Below are 19,465 nucleotides of genomic sequence, written 5' to 3' on the forward strand. Positions count from 1 at the left end.
CACTGCTTTTCCCAAGCATAAATCGCGGCTTATGCGTAAGCGTCAAATTTTCATAAACAAGTAAAAAAATTACTGAATACACACGGTCACAGGCTTTGAACTCCTCTATCCTAGTGCCCTGACTTAGACCCCATCGAGAGAAATGGGTACAAACCAATATTCCACGCCAAGAATGGATAATGGTTTTTTAAATTGCTAAATGATGTGGGCTGTCATAAATTTATTATGAATGGCCCATATAACGATCTTCTGAAGGAATAAAAATTATGATGAGAAAAACGTTACTGCCAAGCGTGCTGTTATTAAGTCTGACTGCGTGCCAGAACACTAATACACAGGGCCTTGAGACAACAACGGTTTTACAAAACGACCTACCGACGACAACCTCAACCGATAAGTATACTAACAATATAACGGGCGATTACGTCACAGATGGCTATACAAAGCGTAACGAGGGTTATGACTGGTTTGCGATCAGCGTACGTGATGCTGGTCAAGATGCTATTAGTGTGTCTATTCGTTCTCGCATAGACAAAAAGAAACCTACTTGTACATTAGACACCGTACTTCATAAAGCTCATGATGGACGGTATCAGTTTTGGGTAGATAATAACCCCGTTTATTTGCGCTTTAATGACAATAGCTTATCCATTGAAGGTGAAGAAGCCTATCTACAAAAAACAGCTTTTTATTGTAGCGGCGGTGCAACGCTTGGTGGCGTATATCAAAAATTAAGCGATACGCTGGACACTCAACAATTGGACAAGTCGCAATACGCTACATCACTCAACTATGGTGATTTTTCTACTCAAGTGACCAGCACCTCTGACGGCAATGGTGGTTATGTCTTAAAAATCCAGCCTATAGGCGAAGACATTATTGAGCGACCAATTAGCGATCCTGTTGTTAGTGCTGATGTGGGTGATATGAATGGCGATGGATATCCTGAAATTCTAGTATTCACCCAAAGTGTGGGTAGTGGCTCATATGGTGACGTGATTGCTTATTCGAGCAATAAAGGGCTGTCATGGAGTGAAGTCTCTTATCCAGAGCTGACTGATACACTCAAACAAGGTTATATGGGGCATGATGAATTTTTGCTAGTTGAGAATGTGTTGGTTAGACGTTACCCACTCTATTTAGAAAACGATAGCAATGCCAATCCACAAGGTAAAACACGCCAAATCCAGTATCGTATGATCGAGGGTGAAGCTTCTCGTCAGTTTGTGGTTGACGCGGTTAATGAGTTTTAAGCACCTCTTAAAAGTTTACTGGATAATAGGATAAAGCAAGTGCTATATAAAAACTTTAAAATACAGTTAATTTTAGCATTAACTGTATTAACTAGTGCCTGTACAAATATGGACCTTGTTCAAACTACAGCTATTAATACTGTATTTGAAGAGACGGCGCTGGTAAAAGCTAAACCAATAGCTATCGAAAAATCGAATATAAATTTTGACAGTCATCCAATTGCAAAACGTTATAGAACTGTGATTAGTGGGGAATATGCAAAACAGGAAGTAAATTTTGCAAACCATTACGTAGTAATAACATGGGGCTGTGGTTCAGGCTGTGTCAGTGGTGCGATGGTCGATAGCCGAAATGGAACGGTTTACCCTTTACCAGAAGATAAAGAATGGGGTGGTAATGGCACATATGTTACATTTGAACAGGAAAGCAATATTTTAACGTCAGTATGGGTAATTCCGACCCCAACAGGCGATACTGAAGAAACGCGAAAATACTGGAGATGGGATGAGCAATCTAAAGTATTTGCACATATTTCTGCACTTCCAACATATCTTGAGAGTAAATAAGAGAGAAGACCTATGAAAAAAATTACCAAAGTGCAAATGGCAACGATAATCGCCATAGTCTTTTGTATTATATGGGAAATTTATATAGGCATATGGTCTAGAACACAAGTTGGAGCGATAATAAGAGTAGATATATTCATTATTTATCCAATTTTGATCGCTCTAATTATTATTTCAGTCAAACAATATATAAAGAATAAGCGAAGCAATCATAGATAAAGAAGCTTAAGAACAGTGCTCGATGAAAAATTAAGCTTTTCTTTTCGACACTTATTTTTGCAAACAGGACATACGTCATGCTTACCCTTCATATTGCTAACGGCGCATCAGCTTCTGGCACTTTAAAACATTATTTCGAACAAAATAAGCTTGATGGTACAAACCAAGTATTGTGCTTTGATGACTATTTGGCCATTGGCCCTTTATATGACGGTAATAAAGTCAATGATCATCAATTGTTAAACCAACGAGCCAACTATCTATTTGATATGCTACAAATAGCGCATCTCGAAGAATTCGCTGACGTAAATGTTGAAGATCAATGGTTGGTAGATATTACTGAAGACATCAGTAAATTATGTCACTTTGACTTTACTCCTTACCACAAAGTGGTTATATGGCATGGAGATAATGCGCCTGAACGGTCGTTACTCTCTTTGTGCTGCCATATAATTGATGAGCATAAACTCTACCATATCAGTATTAACGACTATAACCTCTCCACTCATATGCTACGTGGAGTGGGTGCCTGTTCTCTTGAAATGTTAGACTTCCTGCATAATCAAGAAAAAAAGATCAATCCCGTAGATTGCGTGCAATATGCACAATTATGGCAAACGCTCGTTAAGTCCTCGAAGCGACCTGATAGCTTATTACGAGTTTTTGAGAGCAACGAAGTCAAATCTGTTAGTGAAGATTATTTTGATAAACAAATACTGACGCAATGCCAAGAACAAGGTCAAGGAAATTTTGTATTAATGATGGCACTAGTTGGCCGTGTTCTGGGGTTAAGCGAGCAGCTTATTACAGACACTTTCATCATCGCTCGAGTCTACTATTTAATCCAAAATACCAGTCTTGAGTATCAAGGAGATTTGGATCAGCCGCGTCAGTTACAAGTTCGAGTCAGAGATTAATCATAATCACCAGCCCTAAATTCTAGGAAAATATCATGCATGTTTTGAAATCTAGCTCAATCATCGCGTTAGTGACATTAATCACGCTAAGTGGCTGCCAGTATGCTAACACAAGACTAGAGAATCCATTAAAGAAAGAGCAATCTAAAGTCATGCAAAAACTGTTTAATATCGAAACTGATAGACAGTTTTATATCACTTTTCCTGACCACAAGAATCAAGTGGCGTTAACTGAGTTTGTCAGTGCCAATGACAGCCAAGATAGCAAACCGTATGTGAGAGGTGTATTAGCAGATAATAAAAATTATTCAGTGTCACTGGACTATAGAAATATCACCGCATTAAATGGCTCAAAAAATCAAAATATTGTTAAGTTCATCGTTCCTTATACATTAACCAATAGTAACGCTGTGTCAGATGAAACACTGTCTACTCTAGATAATCCAAACCTACCCAGCAACTCACTGTATTTAGGATTTTTCGAGCTAGATTATATTACCAATAATATTACTCAATACGATCAACAGCTCCTAGGCAAGTACAGCACTCTGACTGCGATAAGCTATGATGGACAAGATACTGTTAATATCAACATACGTCAGTACCCAACAGAGACTGACCAAAATAAAAATGTCAGATCCAGTTTTCACGACCTGACGTTTAAAGTGGGCGAAGAGATGACCCTGATTGAAAATGTGATTGTAGAATAATTATTTATTGGCTTTGGGTATAGGATATCGAACATTCTTACTTTTTAGAGTAACTCAGCTGCTTGTAATGCTATCTCTTTAACATCTAAGCTAAGGGCTAAATCTGTATTGATCAAATCTTCAATATCGAAAAATCTAGCTTCTAGGGCGTCATCACCTGCTAGAGGATCACCAGAAACCCAAATACAAAGTGCGGCTACCAGAACAAAATGGTGACGAAGCTTACCACTACTATCAAAGTCAAACGCGTCTACAGCGTTAAATGTATTGAAGGCATTTGATACAATGCTTGTCTCTTCATAAAGTTCACGAATAGCCGCATCTTTAACCGTTTCCCCACGTTCAATTTTACCACCGGGAAAACCCCATCGACCTACATCGGGTGGGTTAGCACGGCGGACTAAAAGCACCTTTCCATCTTTAAAAAGTACTCCAATAGTAGCTACTATTGGACGTAGGTTCTGTAGATCGTATTGTATTATAGGTTCATTACATAGTTTATTAGACATAAAGACTCAATCGAGAATAGGACATAGAGTATAGAGCATACTTTTTAAATGATCACCGCAGTGAACTATTTTAAATAGTCATCTTTCGGTAGGCTTTTCCAATAATCGTAAAGAGCATTGACTTGTGAAGAACATAATAGTTTCATAGCTGACTTTAATTGATCTGTACTCCATAGCCACTACTGCATTTCTAACAATTGAGCTATTTCAACCTCTGTAAAACGATAGCGGATATGTTTAGCTGGGTTTGAACCTACAATTGAATACGGCTCGACATCTTTAGTAACGACAGCACGACTAGCAATAACAGCGCCATCACCAATAGTAACGCCACTCATAATCATGGCCTCTGAACCAATCCAAACATCATTCCAATAACAGTATCTCCTGAACGCTCAAACCCATCCTTCGCTCCAAAAAACTTATCCTCACTTTGATAAAAAACGGAAAAGAGCTTATCCAAGAATTTTGATGCCCCTGATTACCTGCCATCATAAACACGGCACCTGAACCTATGGAGCAATAACGCCCAATAATTAATTTATCTACGTCCGTTCGATCTGGTGATAAATATCGGGCGCAATCATCAAAACTATGTCCATGATAGTACCCTGAATAGTAACTGTGCTTACCCACGATAATATTAGGGTTAGTGACTTGCTCTTTAAGGGATTTGCCTTTAAAGGGACTTTCAAAGTAATTATTCATTCTATCAACACCTTTTTAATGCTTTCACTTCAGTAACCAGCCTAACTCTGACAAACTCGGATCAGCTCATAAATATTGCATAAGTTCGATAGGTGCGCCATTTACTTCGATAAAAGCCACTATTAGCCCCTCACTTGGTGAGTTGGGTTCAATGATCACTTTTTTACCCTCTAACTCTTTATTTAGATCATCTACTACAAACGCTACGTGGGGTATGGTTTTAACCACATCAGGATAAGGCGCTCCCTGCCAGTAGCGTTGCCATTGGATACCATATGGATTATTTTCGTGGTCCGAAACTGTCATTTTTAGGTGAGGCAAATCAATTTCACCTTCAAAATTATCTTGCGTTGGAATACCAATATGATTAAATTTCATGACTAAACCATACTTATACATTTGCTAGTTCAGTGTCTGTATAGCGCACCAGTTACAAGTAGAGTATGAATGGTAAGTACACCATGAAGCACACTGAGACTATTTGAGGTAGGAAAACCGTTGATATTATTAGCACACAACCAAAGATTCAAGTCCTCACTAGGGAACCGAACCAGTAAAAGCACCTGGTTGGTTGTGCTGAGGTATACCCTAGCGGAACTATCTATTTCAGCCCTTAAACCTATTAACAGATCACTTAAAACAGACTGATATAATGAAACTACTTATAACAAACTGCTGAACTAGCTTATCTATTGCGCTACGCATCATAGAACTATGTGATATTTATTACAAAGCTAACTAATAGCTTGTACTAAAAACCCTAAAATAATTACGGGTTACTCTCTAAGTATTTGAATTTATTTAAATTAATATATGCAACATGTAAGGATGGCGGACTCATTCGATTTAATATGTAATGTATATGGATGCTTTACATATTGTAGAATTTAAGACTTGAAAGTATAGGAGCCCTACGATCAATCATGTATAAAGTCTAAACCTTCTCATTAGTGGTTCAGTTCGTCATATATTTGGCTTAATATAGCTTGAATACAAGAAAACTGAATGAAGTCCCTATGAATAGTAAGGTAAAAAAGTTTTAGTCCAGACCCTATTTACAGAATATCGAAGGTGTTGACTATCGTTAATATCTCTAATATGTAAAAATATCGGACTAATTATGAATATGCACCATAGCACTGACTCGTCTCATCATGAGCTACTCTAATAATTAATTCAACCTAATTGCGATGGAACTACTGCTCACTAATGTGACGATTTGTCCAGTCGTAGTAACTTGATGACTTGACTTTTAATGCTAAAGCTTATAGGTGTCTCAGTTAAGAATCCCAACAGTTTAAATAAGGGTTGTTGTACTCAGAATATGTTACACATTAAGGTTCATGAACCATTTAATTTTCTCTGCATTATAGGGTATTGTTTTTACTACGAAATTACCTCTTTTAACTCGTGAACCTAACTTTAGGTACGCATAAGTTAAATAAGGTCTATGTGGTAATAACTTCATGACACAGACTGTAGGTTTGTTCTACGTGTCATTCTTAATAGCCATAACCGCTGCCTAATAAACCAATCACCCATCATGTGTTTCTTATGGGGATACGGAGCACTAACCTAGTGGACGTTTAAATTTTTGTTGTAGGACACTGACATTGATTAGCGTTCATCACGACTAAATTTAATTTGCACATTACCTTGTCCCAGTATACCAGCCAACTTATCAGGCTGACTCAATCTACCAATACGCGTATAAGAATAGGACGAAGAGAAACTCTTATAAAACACTACTAACGTTGATGAGCCATACAACATGATGTCACCATTATGAATTGTATTTGCGCGACTGGCATTCGTTGGCAGTGCATTTGGTAGCTGAGCGTGCTTCTCGTTACTGTGCAAATCCTCCATATTTAACGTCAAGGGTAATTGTGCCGCAAAAGCATGCGCAGTCGCGTTGTCTTCAGCCAACACTTCAAAACGATTTCCATTAATTGTCATCCACATATTCACCTGCTCCTTTTCTGATATCGGTTGCTCTGTATTATTAGAGCTTGTTTTTTGCGTCAAACTTTCGTGCACAATGGACGAGTTTTATGTGCCATTTTGATCGTCAGCACAAGCACTCAATGCTGGCAAGATACCAACAGCCATCATAATGATCATGCGGTTGCTCATATTCATCTGTTAAACTCCCCTAAAGTAGTTACTGCGCGGTCAAACGCGATGTTAAGAACGCGGAAATCACTAAGATAACAGCACTAAATACAAACGTTACCTGATAACCGCTATGATCAAACAAAATACCACCTACTGTCGAACCTAATGCAATAGCCAGTTGCACCACAGCGACCATCAAGCCACCTCCTACTTCAGCCTGTTCTGGCAATGTGCGAGCAAGCCAGCTCCACCAACCAACAGGGGCTGCTGTTGCTAAAAACCCCCAAAGACCAAGTAACACTGCAACAACCATGGTCGATGTACCAAAAAATATCAACATCGCTGCAATTGCTGCCATAAGAATAGGAATTACAATCAAAGTTGTATAAAAACGCCGCTCTAAGAAAATGGTAATCACACACGTACCAATAAAACCCATCACGCCAATGCCAAGCAAAATAAGCGACAGAGTAGAGATATTAACTTGAGTGATGGTTTCTAAAAATGGTCTTACATAAGTAAAAAGTGAGAACTGTCCCATAAAAAACAAACTGACGGCCAACATACCAATCATGACGATAGGATTACGCAGCAATCCTAAGATAGAAGGGGTTTTGTCATTTTTATCTGTGGTGACTTGCATAATAGGTAAACTGATCCACTGCCAAATAAGAGCCAATAGAGCCACAGGAACTAGACAAAAAAAGGCACCGCGCCAACCAATGATTGACCCAAGATAACTTCCTAAAGGTGCTGCAATGACCATTGCCAAGGCATTGCCACTGTTAAAAATAGCCATGGCCCGCGGCACATCTGAGGGTGGCACTAAGCGCATCGCCATTGCTGCTGACATGGACCAAAATCCACCGATAACTACTCCAATCAGTGCCCTTCCAATCATATAAATCGTATAATTTTGCGCCAGTGCCACAATGACGCCTGATACCGCCATCAGGGCAGTCAAAAGCAACAATAGCGTTTTACGATTCATATTGCCTACCACACGAGAGATCGTCAAACTTGTGATAACCGCAAACGCACCTGAAATAGCAATGCCTTGACCTACCATCCCTTCACTGATGCTGAGATCTACTGCAATCGGCGTGAGTAGACTCACAGGCATGAACTCTGAGGCAATTAATGCAAAAACGCACAGTGTCATGGCAAAAACTCCACTCCAATAGGCGGGCCGTTCTGTATTTTTTTCTTTTTCTTTGGTGTTCAGCATACACACTCTCGATATTGTATTGAGAATCTATTAAAAAATGGGTTTTAAACTAAACGAAAAACCGGCCATCACGTAGCCGGTTGTTTTTATAACTCACTACTCTGTTTTTTTATTTCAAGTTTTTATTAAAAAAGTCTGTCAATTTGTCAAAAGGGATTTTATCCATGCGGTCGTATAAATCGACATGGTTCGTATTTGGTAAAATGAGCAGTTCTTTTGGTTGTTTGGCTTTTTGATAAGCATCTTTACTAAAATAAAGTGAGTGGGCATCCTCGCCAGCAATGATTAAGATAGGACGCGGAGATATCTCGTCAATATAGCTCAGCAGTGGCATATTCATGAATGATAAAGGCGTCGTCGCCGTCCATGCGCCGCTTGAGTTCACTGCATTTTTATGAAAACCCCGATCTGTGCGGTAGTAATCGAAAAACTCTTTTTGCACAGGGTTTGGATTACTATCTAACGTTTCGGGCAAAATACGATCTGCCGTGGTCACTTTGCCGTTATCGTCTACATAGAGATCATGGTTGGCCATCGCAGGCTGCCCTTTCTCTGCGTCTATCCAGCGTTGTTGATTGAGATGTTTCAATACTGCTTGACGATCGCCCGCATCATAGCGATCATCACCGTCACCTACCCCATGCCCCATCGCACGACTCATATCGTACATGCTGGTCGTGGCGACCGCTTTGATTCGCGTATCCATCGCAGCGGCATTCAAACCCATGCCGCCCCAACCACAGATACCAATAGCGCCAATACGATTTCTATCGACCTCAGGACGTAACCCTAAGTAATCTATCGCTGCACTAAAGTCTTCCGTATTGATATCTGGGGACGCGACATTTCTAGGCGTACCGCTGCTTTCACCCGTATAAGAAGGATCAAAAGCTATAGCGACAAAGCCCTGTTCTGCCATCTTTTGCGCATATAAGCCTGATGATGGTTCTTTCACAGCGCCAAAAGGCCCGCCAACAGCTAATGCTGCTAGCTTTTTGCCGTTATAGGATTTTGGTATATAAAGATCTGCAGCAAGCGTGATGCCATAACGGTTTTTGAATGTTACTTTTTGATGTGTGACGCTATCACTTTTAGCAAACGTTTTATCCCATTTTTGTACGAGTGGGACGGTAGATGTGGCGGCTTGTGCCATATGATTCGCTCCAAGGATGGTTGAGCTGAGCAGTATTCCCAGGCTAAGCTTTTTGATCATTGATGGTAAGGTCATTGGTAGTCCTTTTTGATAGTAAATCATCACTTATCTGATGATTATTCATAATGTGTGAGTAGAAATAGCCGTGTTATAAACAAGACGAAATTGTTTATAATATATTCTCTAAAGTCATGAGATTATCTTATACTTCTACGATTCTAGTGATAATACCCATTTTTTAACTTTTATTTATTCACTCAGGTTCTGAATATGCGACAACAAGAGAATTATAATGAGCTGCATGCTTTCTTATTGGTTGCTCAAGAGAGTAGTTTTACTAAAGCCGCGGTCAAACTTGGGATATCACAATCCGCCCTGAGCCGCTCTATTAAGTTATTAGAGCAGCGCTTAGGTCTACAGTTATTCACGAGAACCACACGTAGCTTGTCTTTAACACATGCAGGCGAAGCATTGTTTGTGACCGCTGAGCAGAGTTTTAGTTTATTAGATGAGAAGTTAGATGGACTCAAGCATTTGCGCGAAACGCCTGCGGGGTTGGTACGCATTAGTGCTGGTCAGTATGCTATTGATAAAGTGCTGTTACCAAAGCTGGCCAAATTCAAAAAGCTATATCCTGATATTGAACTCGAGTTGATCAGCGATACTGCTTTGTCAGATATTATCAGCACACAATTTGATGCAGGGGTTCGCTTTGGTAGTTTGGTCACCGAAGGTATGATATCGGTACGTATCGACTATGATGAGGAGATTGCTGTGGTCGGTTCGCCAGATTATTTCCTTGAGTTTGGCTTTCCCAAAACACCTATAGAGTTGAACGATCACAACTGCTTGGGCTATCGATTCATGGGTGGCGGTATGTATCACTGGGACTTTATGATTGATGGGCAGCCTTACAAATTAAAGACGCAAGGACAATGGATATTCTCGACTGATTACTCAGTGATTGATGCCGCAAAACGAGGACTGGGTATAGGTTATGTGCCCATCGATATGATTAAAGATGAGCTAAAAAACGGCAAGCTTATTCATATACTAAGAGAGTTCAGTCATACCTTTAGCGGCTTTCATTTATATTATCCGCATCACAATGTGTCACCTGCGCTACGAGCCGTTATTGATGCTTTGAAGCTCAAATAGTATTTACTTGGGTAGCAAAGCACCAAAACTTTTCCTAAAAAAATAATTTATGAAGACATTTTCGCCTTCTAACCCTGTTCAGTTTCGCACAATATTTTGATGTCTTTTAATGGTGATTCACCAAAAAAACGACGATACTCTCGACTGAAAGACGGTCTCTAAAGTTATGACCATTTAAGGTATAATTATCTATAAATCATAACCTAATGTTGATATTTATGGCTAAAGTGTCTTTAGATCGCCCCAGCCTTATTGCTTGCCCTATCGCTCACAACCTTTCGGTGTTTGGCGATCCTTGGTGCTTGCTGATCTTACGCGACGCTCATATGGGACTGACACGATTTGATGAATTTCATAATAGTCTGGGTATTGCACCGTCGGTGTTGACCAAACGTCTAACCACTCTAGTCGAAGAAGGTGTATTGACAAAACACCGCTACTCGACACAGCCGCCGCGCGAAGAGTATCTATTAACGGAGGCAGGTCAAGATATACTACCGATACTATTCATCTTAAGGGAATGGGGTCTTACTCACAGTCCTTGTTCAGACTATGATAAAAGGGCTATTTTTGTAGATTCTGAGACAAGTGAGGAAATCCAACCTGTCGTCATTGACAAAGTGACTGGCGTTGAGATTGGTAAACTTGCCATCCAAAAAAAGTTTAAATAAGCGTTTTATATAGATTTTAAGCGTTATCATTTCTTGATGATTTTTCAATCCTTCTTTTGCACAATCAACTCTTTTTCATAAGCCATTGCTTGTGCTCGTGTTATTTGGCAAAAAAATCGTGCTTAACTCGCCTTTGAATCACCCGTACGCTCTGTTGTATTAAAGAATTCTTTTAGCGATACGTACTTACCACCAGCTGCCATTCTCACGCGAATATATTGGCATAAATGGCCTCAAATTTTATGCTACTTGCCAGCAATTCTATTAGAAATAATGAAAGTACGATAATAAATATACATAGTAACTATATTCTTAAGAGTTATTTTTAGTAGTAACTATCTTTTTAGTAGTAACCATATTATCTTATATTACTCCTCTGCAAAGAAATCTGCGCGGCGTCTAAAAGTTGCGCCAACCAAATAGAATGTATAAACAACCCATACACAAGGACTGTAAAATGGATGTTACGAAAACAGATAGTAATAATACGCTAGCTACTTGGGAAGCTGATGATGTGCGTATACGCGCTACATTAGGCTCTATAGGGATAACCTCGCCTGCTCAACTGGCCAGCATGAGTGGCCAATCATTTTTTGATGCCATGTTTGCGGGAGAGTTGCCCTCACCACCGATTGGAGAAACGCTTGATTTTATTCCTATCCACATACAAGGCGGTAAATCTATCTTTCAAGGTCGACCCAGTCAGCAACATTACAATCCATTAGGTAGCGTACATGGCGGTTGGTTTTGTACCATCCTTGACTCTGCTGTCGGTTGTGCTATTCATTCTACCTTGCCCGCCGGCAAAGGCTATACCACGCTCGAGATTAAAGTAAATATGATTCGAGCGTTGACCAAAGCCATTCCGCTAGTACGTGCTGAGGCTAATATCATCCATGTCGGGAGACAAACCGCAACGGCTGAAGGTCGTATCGTTGGGCCTGATGGCAAACTATACGCCCATGCCACCACCACCTGCTTGATATTTGATATGCAGTAGTGAAAATAATGACAACCTTTTTACTTAACATGGTTCTGATGATTAACGAACAATAAGGCCAATACTATGCAAGCATTTGAACATACAATGACTCTAGATGGCAAAAAAGCGCGCTATTATGATCTATCACCTTTGGCTGGTAGTGATAAAAACGTACAGCTGTCGCCTGCACATTTTTACGGAGGCAATGGTTTCACAGCTGGTGTCTATCTACCACTACTGACCAAGCTCAGTGAGCAATTTACTATCACCAGTCTCGCCATGCGCGGCTATTGGTACGATCTACCATCCGTCAAAAAGCTGACTCGCGAGCAAGATGCTGATATATTGATTGATTTTTTAGAGAGGACACAGGATAAGCCTGTCGTAGGTATTGGTCATTCTCAAGGCGCGACTGCCACCGCCATTGCCGCGGCAAAACGTCCAGAGCTATTTTCAAAACTATATCTGATAGAGCCCGTTACTTTTACCAAATCGCAGATGCTTATGATGAACTCGGCACCTGACGATTTAAAGATAACTCAAGAGCCTTTTAAAAGCACACAAACCAAGCAAGCACAGTGGGAAAGCATTGAATCGTACTATGACTATCTACGGGCGCATCGTGCTTTTAAGCGTATTGATGATGACAATCTTTATGTCTTTGCAAAAAATAGTCTTGTCGAAAATAAGCAAGGGCAATATAGTTTGCTTTTCGCGCCTGAGCAAGAATTGGCAAGCTACTTCGATACCCCTTTTGTCAATGACGCCTTAAAAGACCTTAATACTATTGGTTTGCCTTACACTATTATCGTTGGCAAACCTTCTATGTTTATCAGCGATGATGTGCGTAAAGTTTGGCAGCATCTTGTTCCTAGCAAAGGAATCATTGAACTGTCGGACAATGGGCATCTGCTGCCAATGGAAGCGCCTGAACAATGTGCAAACATCATTATAAAAGCGTTTAATGATTGAAAGACATAGTATGAAAAACCGATGATTGAGAATTGAAAATCGCCCTATCTTAATATTATCTAAAAATAACAAAAACCCTAATATCACGGAGTTATCCAATGCGACAGATCAAAAGACTACCTGCCATAGATGGTCAGCTTGGTTGGTTTGAGTCTGTACCTTTTACGCGCCCTATGCCCGTGCAGCGTGCTGAGACAGACGAGTACTTTGACGTCATTATCATTGGTGCAGGATTCTCAGGTCTCGCAACCGCTGACCGATTGGCTGAACTCCTTCCAGAGGCGCGCATTGCCCTTGTTGATGCGCTAGAAGTTGGTCAAGGAGCGTCTGGTCGTAATGCAGGATTTATTATTGATATACCTCACAACTTAGATCCTACAGAGCCCGACGCACAGGCAAACACAAAGGCTCGCGACTTGAATACCTTTGCTATTCAGCGACTACAGCGTATTCAGGAGCAGCAAGGATTAGATGTTTGTTGGCATCAGGCTGGTAAGTATTTGGCCGCTCATGAGGAAAAGCACTTCTCTGGTTTAAGTGACTTTGTAAAGACGTTAGAAGCCATCGGAGAACCGTACGAGATACTAAATGGTGATGCCCTAGCAAAGAAGTTGGGTACGCATTACTACAAGCGCGCAGTTTATACACCGGGTAATATATTGGTTAATCCAGCAGCCTTAGCAATCTCCGTCGCCAGTGCGCTACCCGCTAATGTGACCTTGTTCGAGAATACGCCAGTCCAAGAAATAAACTTGGCCAATAAAGTCATCCAAACCCCAAAAGCGCGACTCAGTGCTGACACTATCGTCTTAGCCACAAATGCATTTACAGAAAAATTTGGTGTGGCTTCCAATCAAATAACGCCGATATTCACCTATGCCAGTTTGACTCGCCCGCTGAATGATAATGAAATGCAGTGTTTTAAAGACAAGGCTACTGAAAATATAGCACCTTGGGGACTTACTTCTGCGCACCCAGCTGGCACGACGGTGAGATTTACACCAGATCGACGAATATTTATCCGCAATACTTTAAATTATCAGCCTACCCTATCTAGCACTGGGGCATCACTCGACAAGGTAAAAACCAAGCATCGTCAGTCTTATTTAGCGCGTTTTCCGCAACTGCCAGACGTACCATTTGAGTACACATGGGGCGGTATGATCTGTGTCACGATAAATCACCAACCTGTCTTTACGGAGCATAAGCCTAACGTATACGCCATTGCTGGCATGAATGGTGTTGGAGTGGCAAAAGGCACTTATTTAGGTCATTATATGGCGGAGCACATCTGCGGCAAACAAAGTCCAGAGCTGGATTTTATCCTTAACCATTCAGTGCCGAGCTGGATACCGCCTGATCCATTTCGTAGTGTCGGCGCGCATATTCGCCTCTCTTTTGAAGAGTATATGGCAAAAGGTGAAGTGTGATTAATATAGGAAAAAGCATAAGAGATTTGATACCGCCACTAATAGTCAATGCCTATGACGAGCTATTTCATTAAGCTCATACAAAGCTCATTATTCAACTTTAATGACTTCTGACCCGTTTGCGCGGTAACGATAACACCTTCACCAAATACAAATAGAGTATCAGACTGCTGCTGAGCATGTTTAGCCCCTACCACTTCAAACTGTTCAAATAACCATCGTCTAACCTCAGTTTTGTGCTGCTTGGCGATTTGGTGCGGTGCAGAACGAGCATCTGAATACTCTGCGCAAGCGTTAATAAACATACACCCATAAAAACCCTCTGATGATGTCCATTCTTTTAAGAAAGCTAGATAGCATGTTGCAACATCTGCTGCTGCTTTGATCTCAAATCTGTCGAGATAATTACTTAATTGTGCCATAAACATCTGGTGACGATAGTTGAGTACTGCCTCAATCAAACCCTCTTTATTGCCAAAATGCGCATATAACGTGCGCTTGGTCGTTCCTGCCTGCTTGGCTAACAGCTCTACGCCGCTCTCGTGAAAACCATTCTTATAAAATAGCTCATAGCTCTTTTGTAAAATAAGCGCTCGCAACTCCATTGATTCTGTCTCCTGCCTCTATTATTTTCAAAAAAGCTGTCACTTAAGTATACCGTTCGGTATACTTGTTGATATATACTGATCAGTATATCAATAGCCACTCATTACTAATACTACTAACGGTTTATTTATCATAGGGGTCAGCATGCATTCATTTTTTAATTGGTATAAGCTAAAGAGTCAAACCAGTCAATGTCCAAAAAGATTGCCGTTGTCCATGATTGCCATAGCGTGGCTTGGTGGCACACTTGCTACTGCAACCCTTGCTATATTAGGCAATGGGGTAGAACTCATCATGATTTTAGGTTCATTTGGTGCCAGCTGTTTATTGATATTTGCCTATCCTGCCAGCCCCTTTGCGCAGCCAAGAAATGTCATTGGTGGACATTTTATTGCCACCTTTACGGGACTAGTATTTATGACGTTATTCGGTATTCACTGGTGGAGCATGGCAATGGCAGTAGGCACGGCCATTGCGCTGATGCTAATATGTAGAATGCCGCACCCACCTGCTGGATCCAATCCTTTAATCGTCATGTTAGGCGCCGTAAAGTGGGATTTTTTAGTCACCCCTACCTTGCTTGGTGCTATCGTTTTGATCATGTTAGCGCTCGTTTACAACAATCTAGGTAAGGATAGACAGTATCCAACCTATTGGTGGTAAAAGTCCAGTTTGAGTTAAAAGACAGACGTTTATAATTACGACCTCAAATATTTTCCCAATTATTCATTTTTATATGCGTCTAATGCCAGATGTCAGACATCCTGATTTGCATCTATTCTAACAAAAACAACTACTTGCTCTTGCATATGCTCATGATAGTTAATTTCTAACTTTTACCTAATAATTTAGGCAGTTTAAAAAACTCATTATGCGCTAACTATTGCGATAGTTTCTAATAAAAATATTACTGATTGAAAGACAAAAAAGGTAAACTATAAACGTCAAGTTTTTACCAACGAATGTTTTTAAAAATGATAAAAGACGACTATTAATTGAACGAATTTTACTGAGGATAAGTGATGAAGTGGACTGTATTGGTGTGTGCGTTACCGCTGTTGACCGCTTGTATGAGCATGAAAAATGTCAAAGAGTTACCAAGCGAGCTGATCTATCAGCCACCTGTGTCAGGGGAGAGCGCAACGATTATGGGTAAAATGGAGCCGCGACATACCAAGCTCGTTGGCGACCGTATCGCTTATATCATGGAGATTGATGGTAAGCGCGTACCTAAAGATAAAAAAGAGGCTTACAGCAACACTTGGGATAATGTCTACCCGATTACAACGGGTGAGCATACCTTGACAGTCACTTACCGTATGGCTGGACACTATACGCTGCCGACCAAGATTATGTTTGATGCCAAAGCAAACACTAACTACCAGTTAGACTTCGCTACTGATATTGGTACCGCATGGTTTAGTAAAGACAGCTATGTTGACTTTTGGATAAAAGATAAAGCAACAGAAAAGCCCGTGACTGAGGTAGTGCGAAGTGCGCCACCACCTGAGCCACGGGTTATCTCCTATCCGATCATCATTAATAATTGATTGAGATGTGTCTAGAAGTAACTTTGATATAAATTCAAAATTATTTAGAAATTATTAAACATAAAATTATTATTTTAATTATTGAAAATTAATTAGATAAATAGACATCGAAAAGCAATAGTTTTTCGATGCTTCTTTTTTACAAGAACTAAAATATTTTTAAAATATAATCACTAGTCATCACTTCCTAGGCCAATTACATGACCCCTATATACACTGCACTGGCTGTACTAGTTACCTTTATCTGGGGTGTGAATTTCACCTTTATTGCATGGGGATTAGAGAGCTTCCCGCCACTAATGCTCACTGCCCTACGCTTTTTCTTTACCGCAGTGCCCTTGGTTTTGTTTCTTAAGCCACCTACATTTAACCGTACCTTACTTATCTATGCTATCGGTACCTTTGTCTTGCAATATGCCTTTGTATTTACGGCCATGCATCTAGGTGCATCACCGGGTTTGACGGCGTTGTTGCTGCAAATGCAGATTTTTATCACTGTACTGTTGGCGTACTTTATTTTGGGCGAAGCAGTCAGTCGCATGCAGATCATCGGTATGTTGGTCGGAGTATTAGGCCTTAGCGTGATTGCGCTAAACCTTGGTGGAGATATGCCTGTGGCTGGATTTGTCTGCATCTTGATTGCCGCAGTCGGTTGGAGCTTTGGTAACATTGCATCCAAGCAAGCCTCAGCACAAGCGACCTTGAAAGCGGCACAACAAAAAACAGACGTGGCGGCTATCGCACCTATCACTGGAAAAAACAAGACATCTGCTTTGTCTGCTCTTGCACTGGTAGCATGGGGCGGTCTCATTGCCTGCGTGATCTTAACTGTATCTTCTCTTATGTTTGAGACTGATGCATGGCAGCTGGCGACATTTACGGATGCATCGCTCAAATCTTGGCTATCACTTGGGTTTATCGTGTATATCTCAACCCTAGTGGGCTTCGGACTCTGGGCACATCTACTCAGTCAAAACACTGCCTCCAAGGTTATGCCATTTGCTCTATTAGTGCCGGTATTCGGTATGACAACGTCCGTAGTGCTTACGGGCGAAGTTGTAACGTGGTGGAAAATGCTGGCAATGATATTGATATTGTCGGGGTTATTATTAGCAAACGTGAAATTTGGGATAAGGAAAAAACCTGCTCATAAGTACGGAGTCTAATAGTTTACTCTTAGATAAATGGCTAAACGATGGTTAAAGACTCATTGTCGAGACAATGAGTCTGGCTATTAAGTAATATGACGTGAAGAAAAATAAAATAAGAGAGACGATCAATAGCCTATGGTTTCTCATGTTTATCGTTACTCATTTATCAAATCCAACCTTCTTCCAAAAGATGCTCAGTATTACTGATTTTAAACTCACTACATAAATCATAAAATGTCATTGGATCTTCAACATTATCAAGCATCTCACGTTTATTGAGCGCCACAAATAACGCCAGTGCATAAGCTGCACTATGAATAGACTTTTTGGGATTAAAGGTAATATCGGTAAAGGCTTGATATTGAATCACCTCCTCATGTAGCTGAGGATTTTGCTTTAGGGCATTCACATATAGCCAATCATAAAACACAGTCAACGGTTCTGTACCCCACTCCATACCAAAATAACTGTAGCCGATGAGCTCACCCGAGGTCATTAATCGCTCGTCCTTTCTGGCTTGTCTTGGCGGTGCTGTCAGTAAGTCAATGTAAGGGCCACCATCTTCAAAAACCATACTGGATTGAAAAGCATTTTCGACACTGTATTGATTGCCATCATGCTCATCAGTGATCTTTAAGCTGAACGGACTCAGCGGAAAACTCAGCTTATTGCCAGATTTACTGGATAATTCCAAAACATGGTTAAAGCCATACTTTTTGCGAATGACTTGATGCATATCATTGATAGATTTTTTCTTTTGTCTGGTCGCAAACCCCACATGCCGTTCAAATCTGACCATGTCTGTTTTTACTAGGTTGTCACTGTTGACTCTAGGCATAAAGACAGGTCTGTGCTCTACAGCATCTTGGCTTTTTTCCATAGAGTTGCTTCTTTGTTCCATAACGATGTGCCTTATATCAATAGTCTTTTATAAATTTTCTTTCACAGTTGATCTGGTCGCCAAATGGTAGCTGCTCACTCATTTTAAGATACTGAAATCCATCAGCGCTCGCGAGGCAGTTTATCTTATTATGCATCATTTATCTGCCCTATTTTAAATTTGCCAATAGACTTGCTGAGTTTTGTTTTTATGAATACTTAGTAAATTAGCTTTTAGTCGTTTTACATGCCTGCACTGATATTAGACCTTAAAATAGTACCTTCCAAATTTGCACAGAACAGTACTATAACCCTGGTTTTTATATTCTGTGCGCGTACGCGACTATGGTTTTTATAATAAATCCGCGCTACCGCTTACCAAATGAGCGATTAGGCTTATAAAACTCTCTAAATATGTGCCAAAATGATGAGCAAAAAACGATACTTAACCCAATAAGCGCATGGTTTACTCCTTATTTCCCCAATATGCTACAATTATCCCCAAGTGAGCCTTGGGGATAATTAATATATGAATCCTTTTATATAAAAGGCCTGTAATATTAATAGAATAAATATCGGTGTCCACATCAGTGTCCAAATACTCTTTAGCTCTTTATATAGGGGTATTTTCATAAGTTATCGAATTTGCATAAACCATCACGCATTTTCCTCATAAACATTACG

19 protein-coding genes and 1 pseudogene are annotated in these 19,465 nt (G+C 40.3%); 12 read left to right on the forward strand and 8 right to left on the reverse strand.

Annotated elements, in window-relative coordinates; genetic code table 11:
- Positions 1–266 precede the first annotated feature (266 nt).
- The 4 genes from ACTXGK_RS22745 (at position 267) to ACTXGK_RS22760 (ending at position 3,666) form a co-directional block, all read left to right on the forward strand.
- Positions 267–1,253, forward strand: a complete 987-nt coding sequence (locus ACTXGK_RS22745) for a hypothetical protein (protein WP_443516325.1) — start codon at positions 267–269, stop codon at positions 1,251–1,253.
- Positions 1,254–1,292: 39 nt separating this feature from the next.
- Entirely contained in the window at positions 1,293–1,820 is a 528-nt protein-coding gene (locus tag ACTXGK_RS22750) for a hypothetical protein (protein WP_443516323.1), read from the forward strand.
- A gap of 296 nt (positions 1,821–2,116) precedes the next feature.
- Complete coding sequence (locus tag ACTXGK_RS22755) at positions 2,117–2,956, forward strand: DUF3658 domain-containing protein (protein WP_443516322.1); 840 nt, start codon at positions 2,117–2,119, stop codon at positions 2,954–2,956.
- Positions 2,957–2,991: 35 nt separating this feature from the next.
- Positions 2,992–3,666 (forward strand): hypothetical protein, encoded by a 675-nt coding sequence (locus ACTXGK_RS22760; RefSeq protein WP_443516321.1) that lies wholly within the window; start codon positions 2,992–2,994, stop codon positions 3,664–3,666.
- 44 nt (positions 3,667–3,710) lie between these two features.
- Here ACTXGK_RS22760 and ACTXGK_RS22765 read toward each other — a convergent pair whose 3' ends face one another.
- The 6 genes and pseudogenes from ACTXGK_RS22765 to ACTXGK_RS22790 form a co-directional block, all read right to left on the reverse strand.
- The gene (locus ACTXGK_RS22765; protein ID WP_207969730.1) at positions 3,711–4,175 is read right to left on the reverse strand and encodes an NUDIX hydrolase; all 465 of its coding nucleotides are present in this window, start codon (positions 4,173–4,175) and stop codon (positions 3,711–3,713) included.
- A gap of 65 nt (positions 4,176–4,240) precedes the next feature.
- Positions 4,241–4,883 (reverse strand): annotated as a pseudogene (catB, locus tag ACTXGK_RS22770) (type B chloramphenicol O-acetyltransferase).
- Between the two features lie 66 nt (positions 4,884–4,949).
- Complete coding sequence (locus ACTXGK_RS22775; RefSeq protein ID WP_207969731.1) at positions 4,950–5,261, reverse strand: VOC family protein; 312 nt, start codon at positions 5,259–5,261, stop codon at positions 4,950–4,952.
- Between the two features lie 1,239 nt (positions 5,262–6,500).
- A complete protein-coding gene (locus ACTXGK_RS22780; RefSeq protein ID WP_443516318.1) occupies positions 6,501–6,848 on the reverse strand; it encodes a cyclophilin-like fold protein in 348 nt (115 codons plus the stop codon).
- A 199-nt stretch (positions 6,849–7,047) separates the two neighbouring features.
- Positions 7,048–8,229 carry an MFS transporter gene (locus ACTXGK_RS22785; protein ID WP_443516316.1) on the reverse strand — a complete coding sequence of 394 codons (1,182 nt, stop codon included), beginning with the start codon at positions 8,227–8,229 and terminating at the stop codon, positions 7,048–7,050.
- 109 nt (positions 8,230–8,338) lie between these two features.
- Positions 8,339–9,382, reverse strand: coding sequence for an alpha/beta hydrolase (locus ACTXGK_RS22790; protein WP_443516314.1), 1,044 nt, complete (start codon positions 9,380–9,382; stop codon positions 8,339–8,341).
- A gap of 270 nt (positions 9,383–9,652) precedes the next feature.
- On the opposite strand from ACTXGK_RS22790, the gene ACTXGK_RS22795 reads away from it, so the two are divergent.
- The 5 genes from ACTXGK_RS22795 (at position 9,653) to ACTXGK_RS22815 (ending at position 14,595) form a co-directional block, all read left to right on the forward strand.
- Positions 9,653–10,540 (forward strand): LysR family transcriptional regulator, encoded by an 888-nt coding sequence (locus tag ACTXGK_RS22795; protein ID WP_443516312.1) that lies wholly within the window; start codon positions 9,653–9,655, stop codon positions 10,538–10,540.
- 218 nt (positions 10,541–10,758) lie between these two features.
- Positions 10,759–11,211, forward strand: coding sequence for a winged helix-turn-helix transcriptional regulator (locus ACTXGK_RS22800; protein WP_443516310.1), 453 nt, complete (start codon positions 10,759–10,761; stop codon positions 11,209–11,211).
- Between the two features lie 457 nt (positions 11,212–11,668).
- On the forward strand, positions 11,669–12,211 hold the full coding sequence (locus ACTXGK_RS22805) for a PaaI family thioesterase (protein WP_443516308.1): 543 nt from the start codon (positions 11,669–11,671) through the stop codon (positions 12,209–12,211).
- Positions 12,212–12,277: 66 nt separating this feature from the next.
- A complete protein-coding gene (locus tag ACTXGK_RS22810; RefSeq protein WP_443516306.1) occupies positions 12,278–13,165 on the forward strand; it encodes an alpha/beta fold hydrolase in 888 nt (295 codons plus the stop codon).
- 98 nt (positions 13,166–13,263) lie between these two features.
- Positions 13,264–14,595 (forward strand): NAD(P)/FAD-dependent oxidoreductase, encoded by a 1,332-nt coding sequence (locus ACTXGK_RS22815; protein WP_443516304.1) that lies wholly within the window; start codon positions 13,264–13,266, stop codon positions 14,593–14,595.
- 62 nt (positions 14,596–14,657) lie between these two features.
- Here the strand turns inward: ACTXGK_RS22815 and ACTXGK_RS22820 are convergent, their stop codons facing one another.
- A complete protein-coding gene (locus tag ACTXGK_RS22820; RefSeq protein WP_443516303.1) occupies positions 14,658–15,200 on the reverse strand; it encodes a TetR/AcrR family transcriptional regulator in 543 nt (180 codons plus the stop codon).
- Between the two features lie 145 nt (positions 15,201–15,345).
- Here ACTXGK_RS22820 and ACTXGK_RS22825 point away from each other — a divergent pair, with 145 nt between their 5' ends.
- The 3 genes from ACTXGK_RS22825 (at position 15,346) to ACTXGK_RS22835 (ending at position 17,917) form a co-directional block, all read left to right on the forward strand.
- Positions 15,346–15,864, forward strand: coding sequence for an HPP family protein (locus ACTXGK_RS22825; RefSeq protein WP_443516301.1), 519 nt, complete (start codon positions 15,346–15,348; stop codon positions 15,862–15,864).
- Between the two features lie 359 nt (positions 15,865–16,223).
- Positions 16,224–16,751, forward strand: a complete 528-nt coding sequence (locus ACTXGK_RS22830) for a hypothetical protein (RefSeq protein WP_443516300.1) — start codon at positions 16,224–16,226, stop codon at positions 16,749–16,751.
- Positions 16,752–16,951: 200 nt separating this feature from the next.
- A complete protein-coding gene (locus ACTXGK_RS22835) occupies positions 16,952–17,917 on the forward strand; it encodes an EamA family transporter (protein WP_443516298.1) in 966 nt (321 codons plus the stop codon).
- 151 nt (positions 17,918–18,068) lie between these two features.
- On the opposite strand, the gene ACTXGK_RS22840 is transcribed toward ACTXGK_RS22835, so the two are convergent.
- Positions 18,069–18,782, reverse strand: a complete 714-nt coding sequence (locus ACTXGK_RS22840; RefSeq protein WP_443516434.1) for a DarT1-associated NADAR antitoxin family protein — start codon at positions 18,780–18,782, stop codon at positions 18,069–18,071.
- Between the last annotated feature and the right edge of the window lie 683 nt (positions 18,783–19,465).

Source organism: Psychrobacter sp. T6-5, assembly GCF_052258485.2.
Taxonomy (GTDB): Bacteria; Pseudomonadota; Gammaproteobacteria; order Pseudomonadales; family Moraxellaceae; genus Psychrobacter.

What these genes read in the sequence shown, in the direction of transcription:
- ACTXGK_RS22745 (WP_443516325.1), top strand. Translation starts at nt 267, where the DNA reads ATGATGAGAAAAACGTTACTGCCAAGCGTGCTGTTATTAAGTCTGACT.
- ACTXGK_RS22755 (WP_443516322.1), top strand. Translation starts at nt 2,117, where the DNA reads ATGCTTACCCTTCATATTGCTAACGGCGCATCAGCTTCTGGCACTTTA.
- ACTXGK_RS22760 (WP_443516321.1), top strand. Translation starts at nt 2,992, where the DNA reads ATGCATGTTTTGAAATCTAGCTCAATCATCGCGTTAGTGACATTAATC.
- ACTXGK_RS22765 (WP_207969730.1), bottom strand. Translation starts at nt 4,175, where the DNA reads ATGTCTAATAAACTATGTAATGAACCTATAATACAATACGATCTACAG.
- ACTXGK_RS22775 (WP_207969731.1), bottom strand. Translation starts at nt 5,261, where the DNA reads ATGAAATTTAATCATATTGGTATTCCAACGCAAGATAATTTTGAAGGT.
- ACTXGK_RS22780 (WP_443516318.1), bottom strand. Translation starts at nt 6,848, where the DNA reads ATGTGGATGACAATTAATGGAAATCGTTTTGAAGTGTTGGCTGAAGAC.
- ACTXGK_RS22785 (WP_443516316.1), bottom strand. Translation starts at nt 8,229, where the DNA reads ATGCTGAACACCAAAGAAAAAGAAAAAAATACAGAACGGCCCGCCTAT.
- ACTXGK_RS22790 (WP_443516314.1), bottom strand. Translation starts at nt 9,382, where the DNA reads ATGGCACAAGCCGCCACATCTACCGTCCCACTCGTACAAAAATGGGAT.
- ACTXGK_RS22795 (WP_443516312.1), top strand. Translation starts at nt 9,653, where the DNA reads ATGCGACAACAAGAGAATTATAATGAGCTGCATGCTTTCTTATTGGTT.
- ACTXGK_RS22800 (WP_443516310.1), top strand. Translation starts at nt 10,759, where the DNA reads ATGGCTAAAGTGTCTTTAGATCGCCCCAGCCTTATTGCTTGCCCTATC.
- ACTXGK_RS22805 (WP_443516308.1), top strand. Translation starts at nt 11,669, where the DNA reads ATGGATGTTACGAAAACAGATAGTAATAATACGCTAGCTACTTGGGAA.
- ACTXGK_RS22810 (WP_443516306.1), top strand. Translation starts at nt 12,278, where the DNA reads ATGCAAGCATTTGAACATACAATGACTCTAGATGGCAAAAAAGCGCGC.
- ACTXGK_RS22815 (WP_443516304.1), top strand. Translation starts at nt 13,264, where the DNA reads ATGCGACAGATCAAAAGACTACCTGCCATAGATGGTCAGCTTGGTTGG.
- ACTXGK_RS22820 (WP_443516303.1), bottom strand. Translation starts at nt 15,200, where the DNA reads ATGGAGTTGCGAGCGCTTATTTTACAAAAGAGCTATGAGCTATTTTAT.
- ACTXGK_RS22825 (WP_443516301.1), top strand. Translation starts at nt 15,346, where the DNA reads ATGCATTCATTTTTTAATTGGTATAAGCTAAAGAGTCAAACCAGTCAA.
- ACTXGK_RS22830 (WP_443516300.1), top strand. Translation starts at nt 16,224, where the DNA reads ATGAAGTGGACTGTATTGGTGTGTGCGTTACCGCTGTTGACCGCTTGT.
- ACTXGK_RS22835 (WP_443516298.1), top strand. Translation starts at nt 16,952, where the DNA reads ATGACCCCTATATACACTGCACTGGCTGTACTAGTTACCTTTATCTGG.
- ACTXGK_RS22840 (WP_443516434.1), bottom strand. Translation starts at nt 18,782, where the DNA reads ATGGAAAAAAGCCAAGATGCTGTAGAGCACAGACCTGTCTTTATGCCT.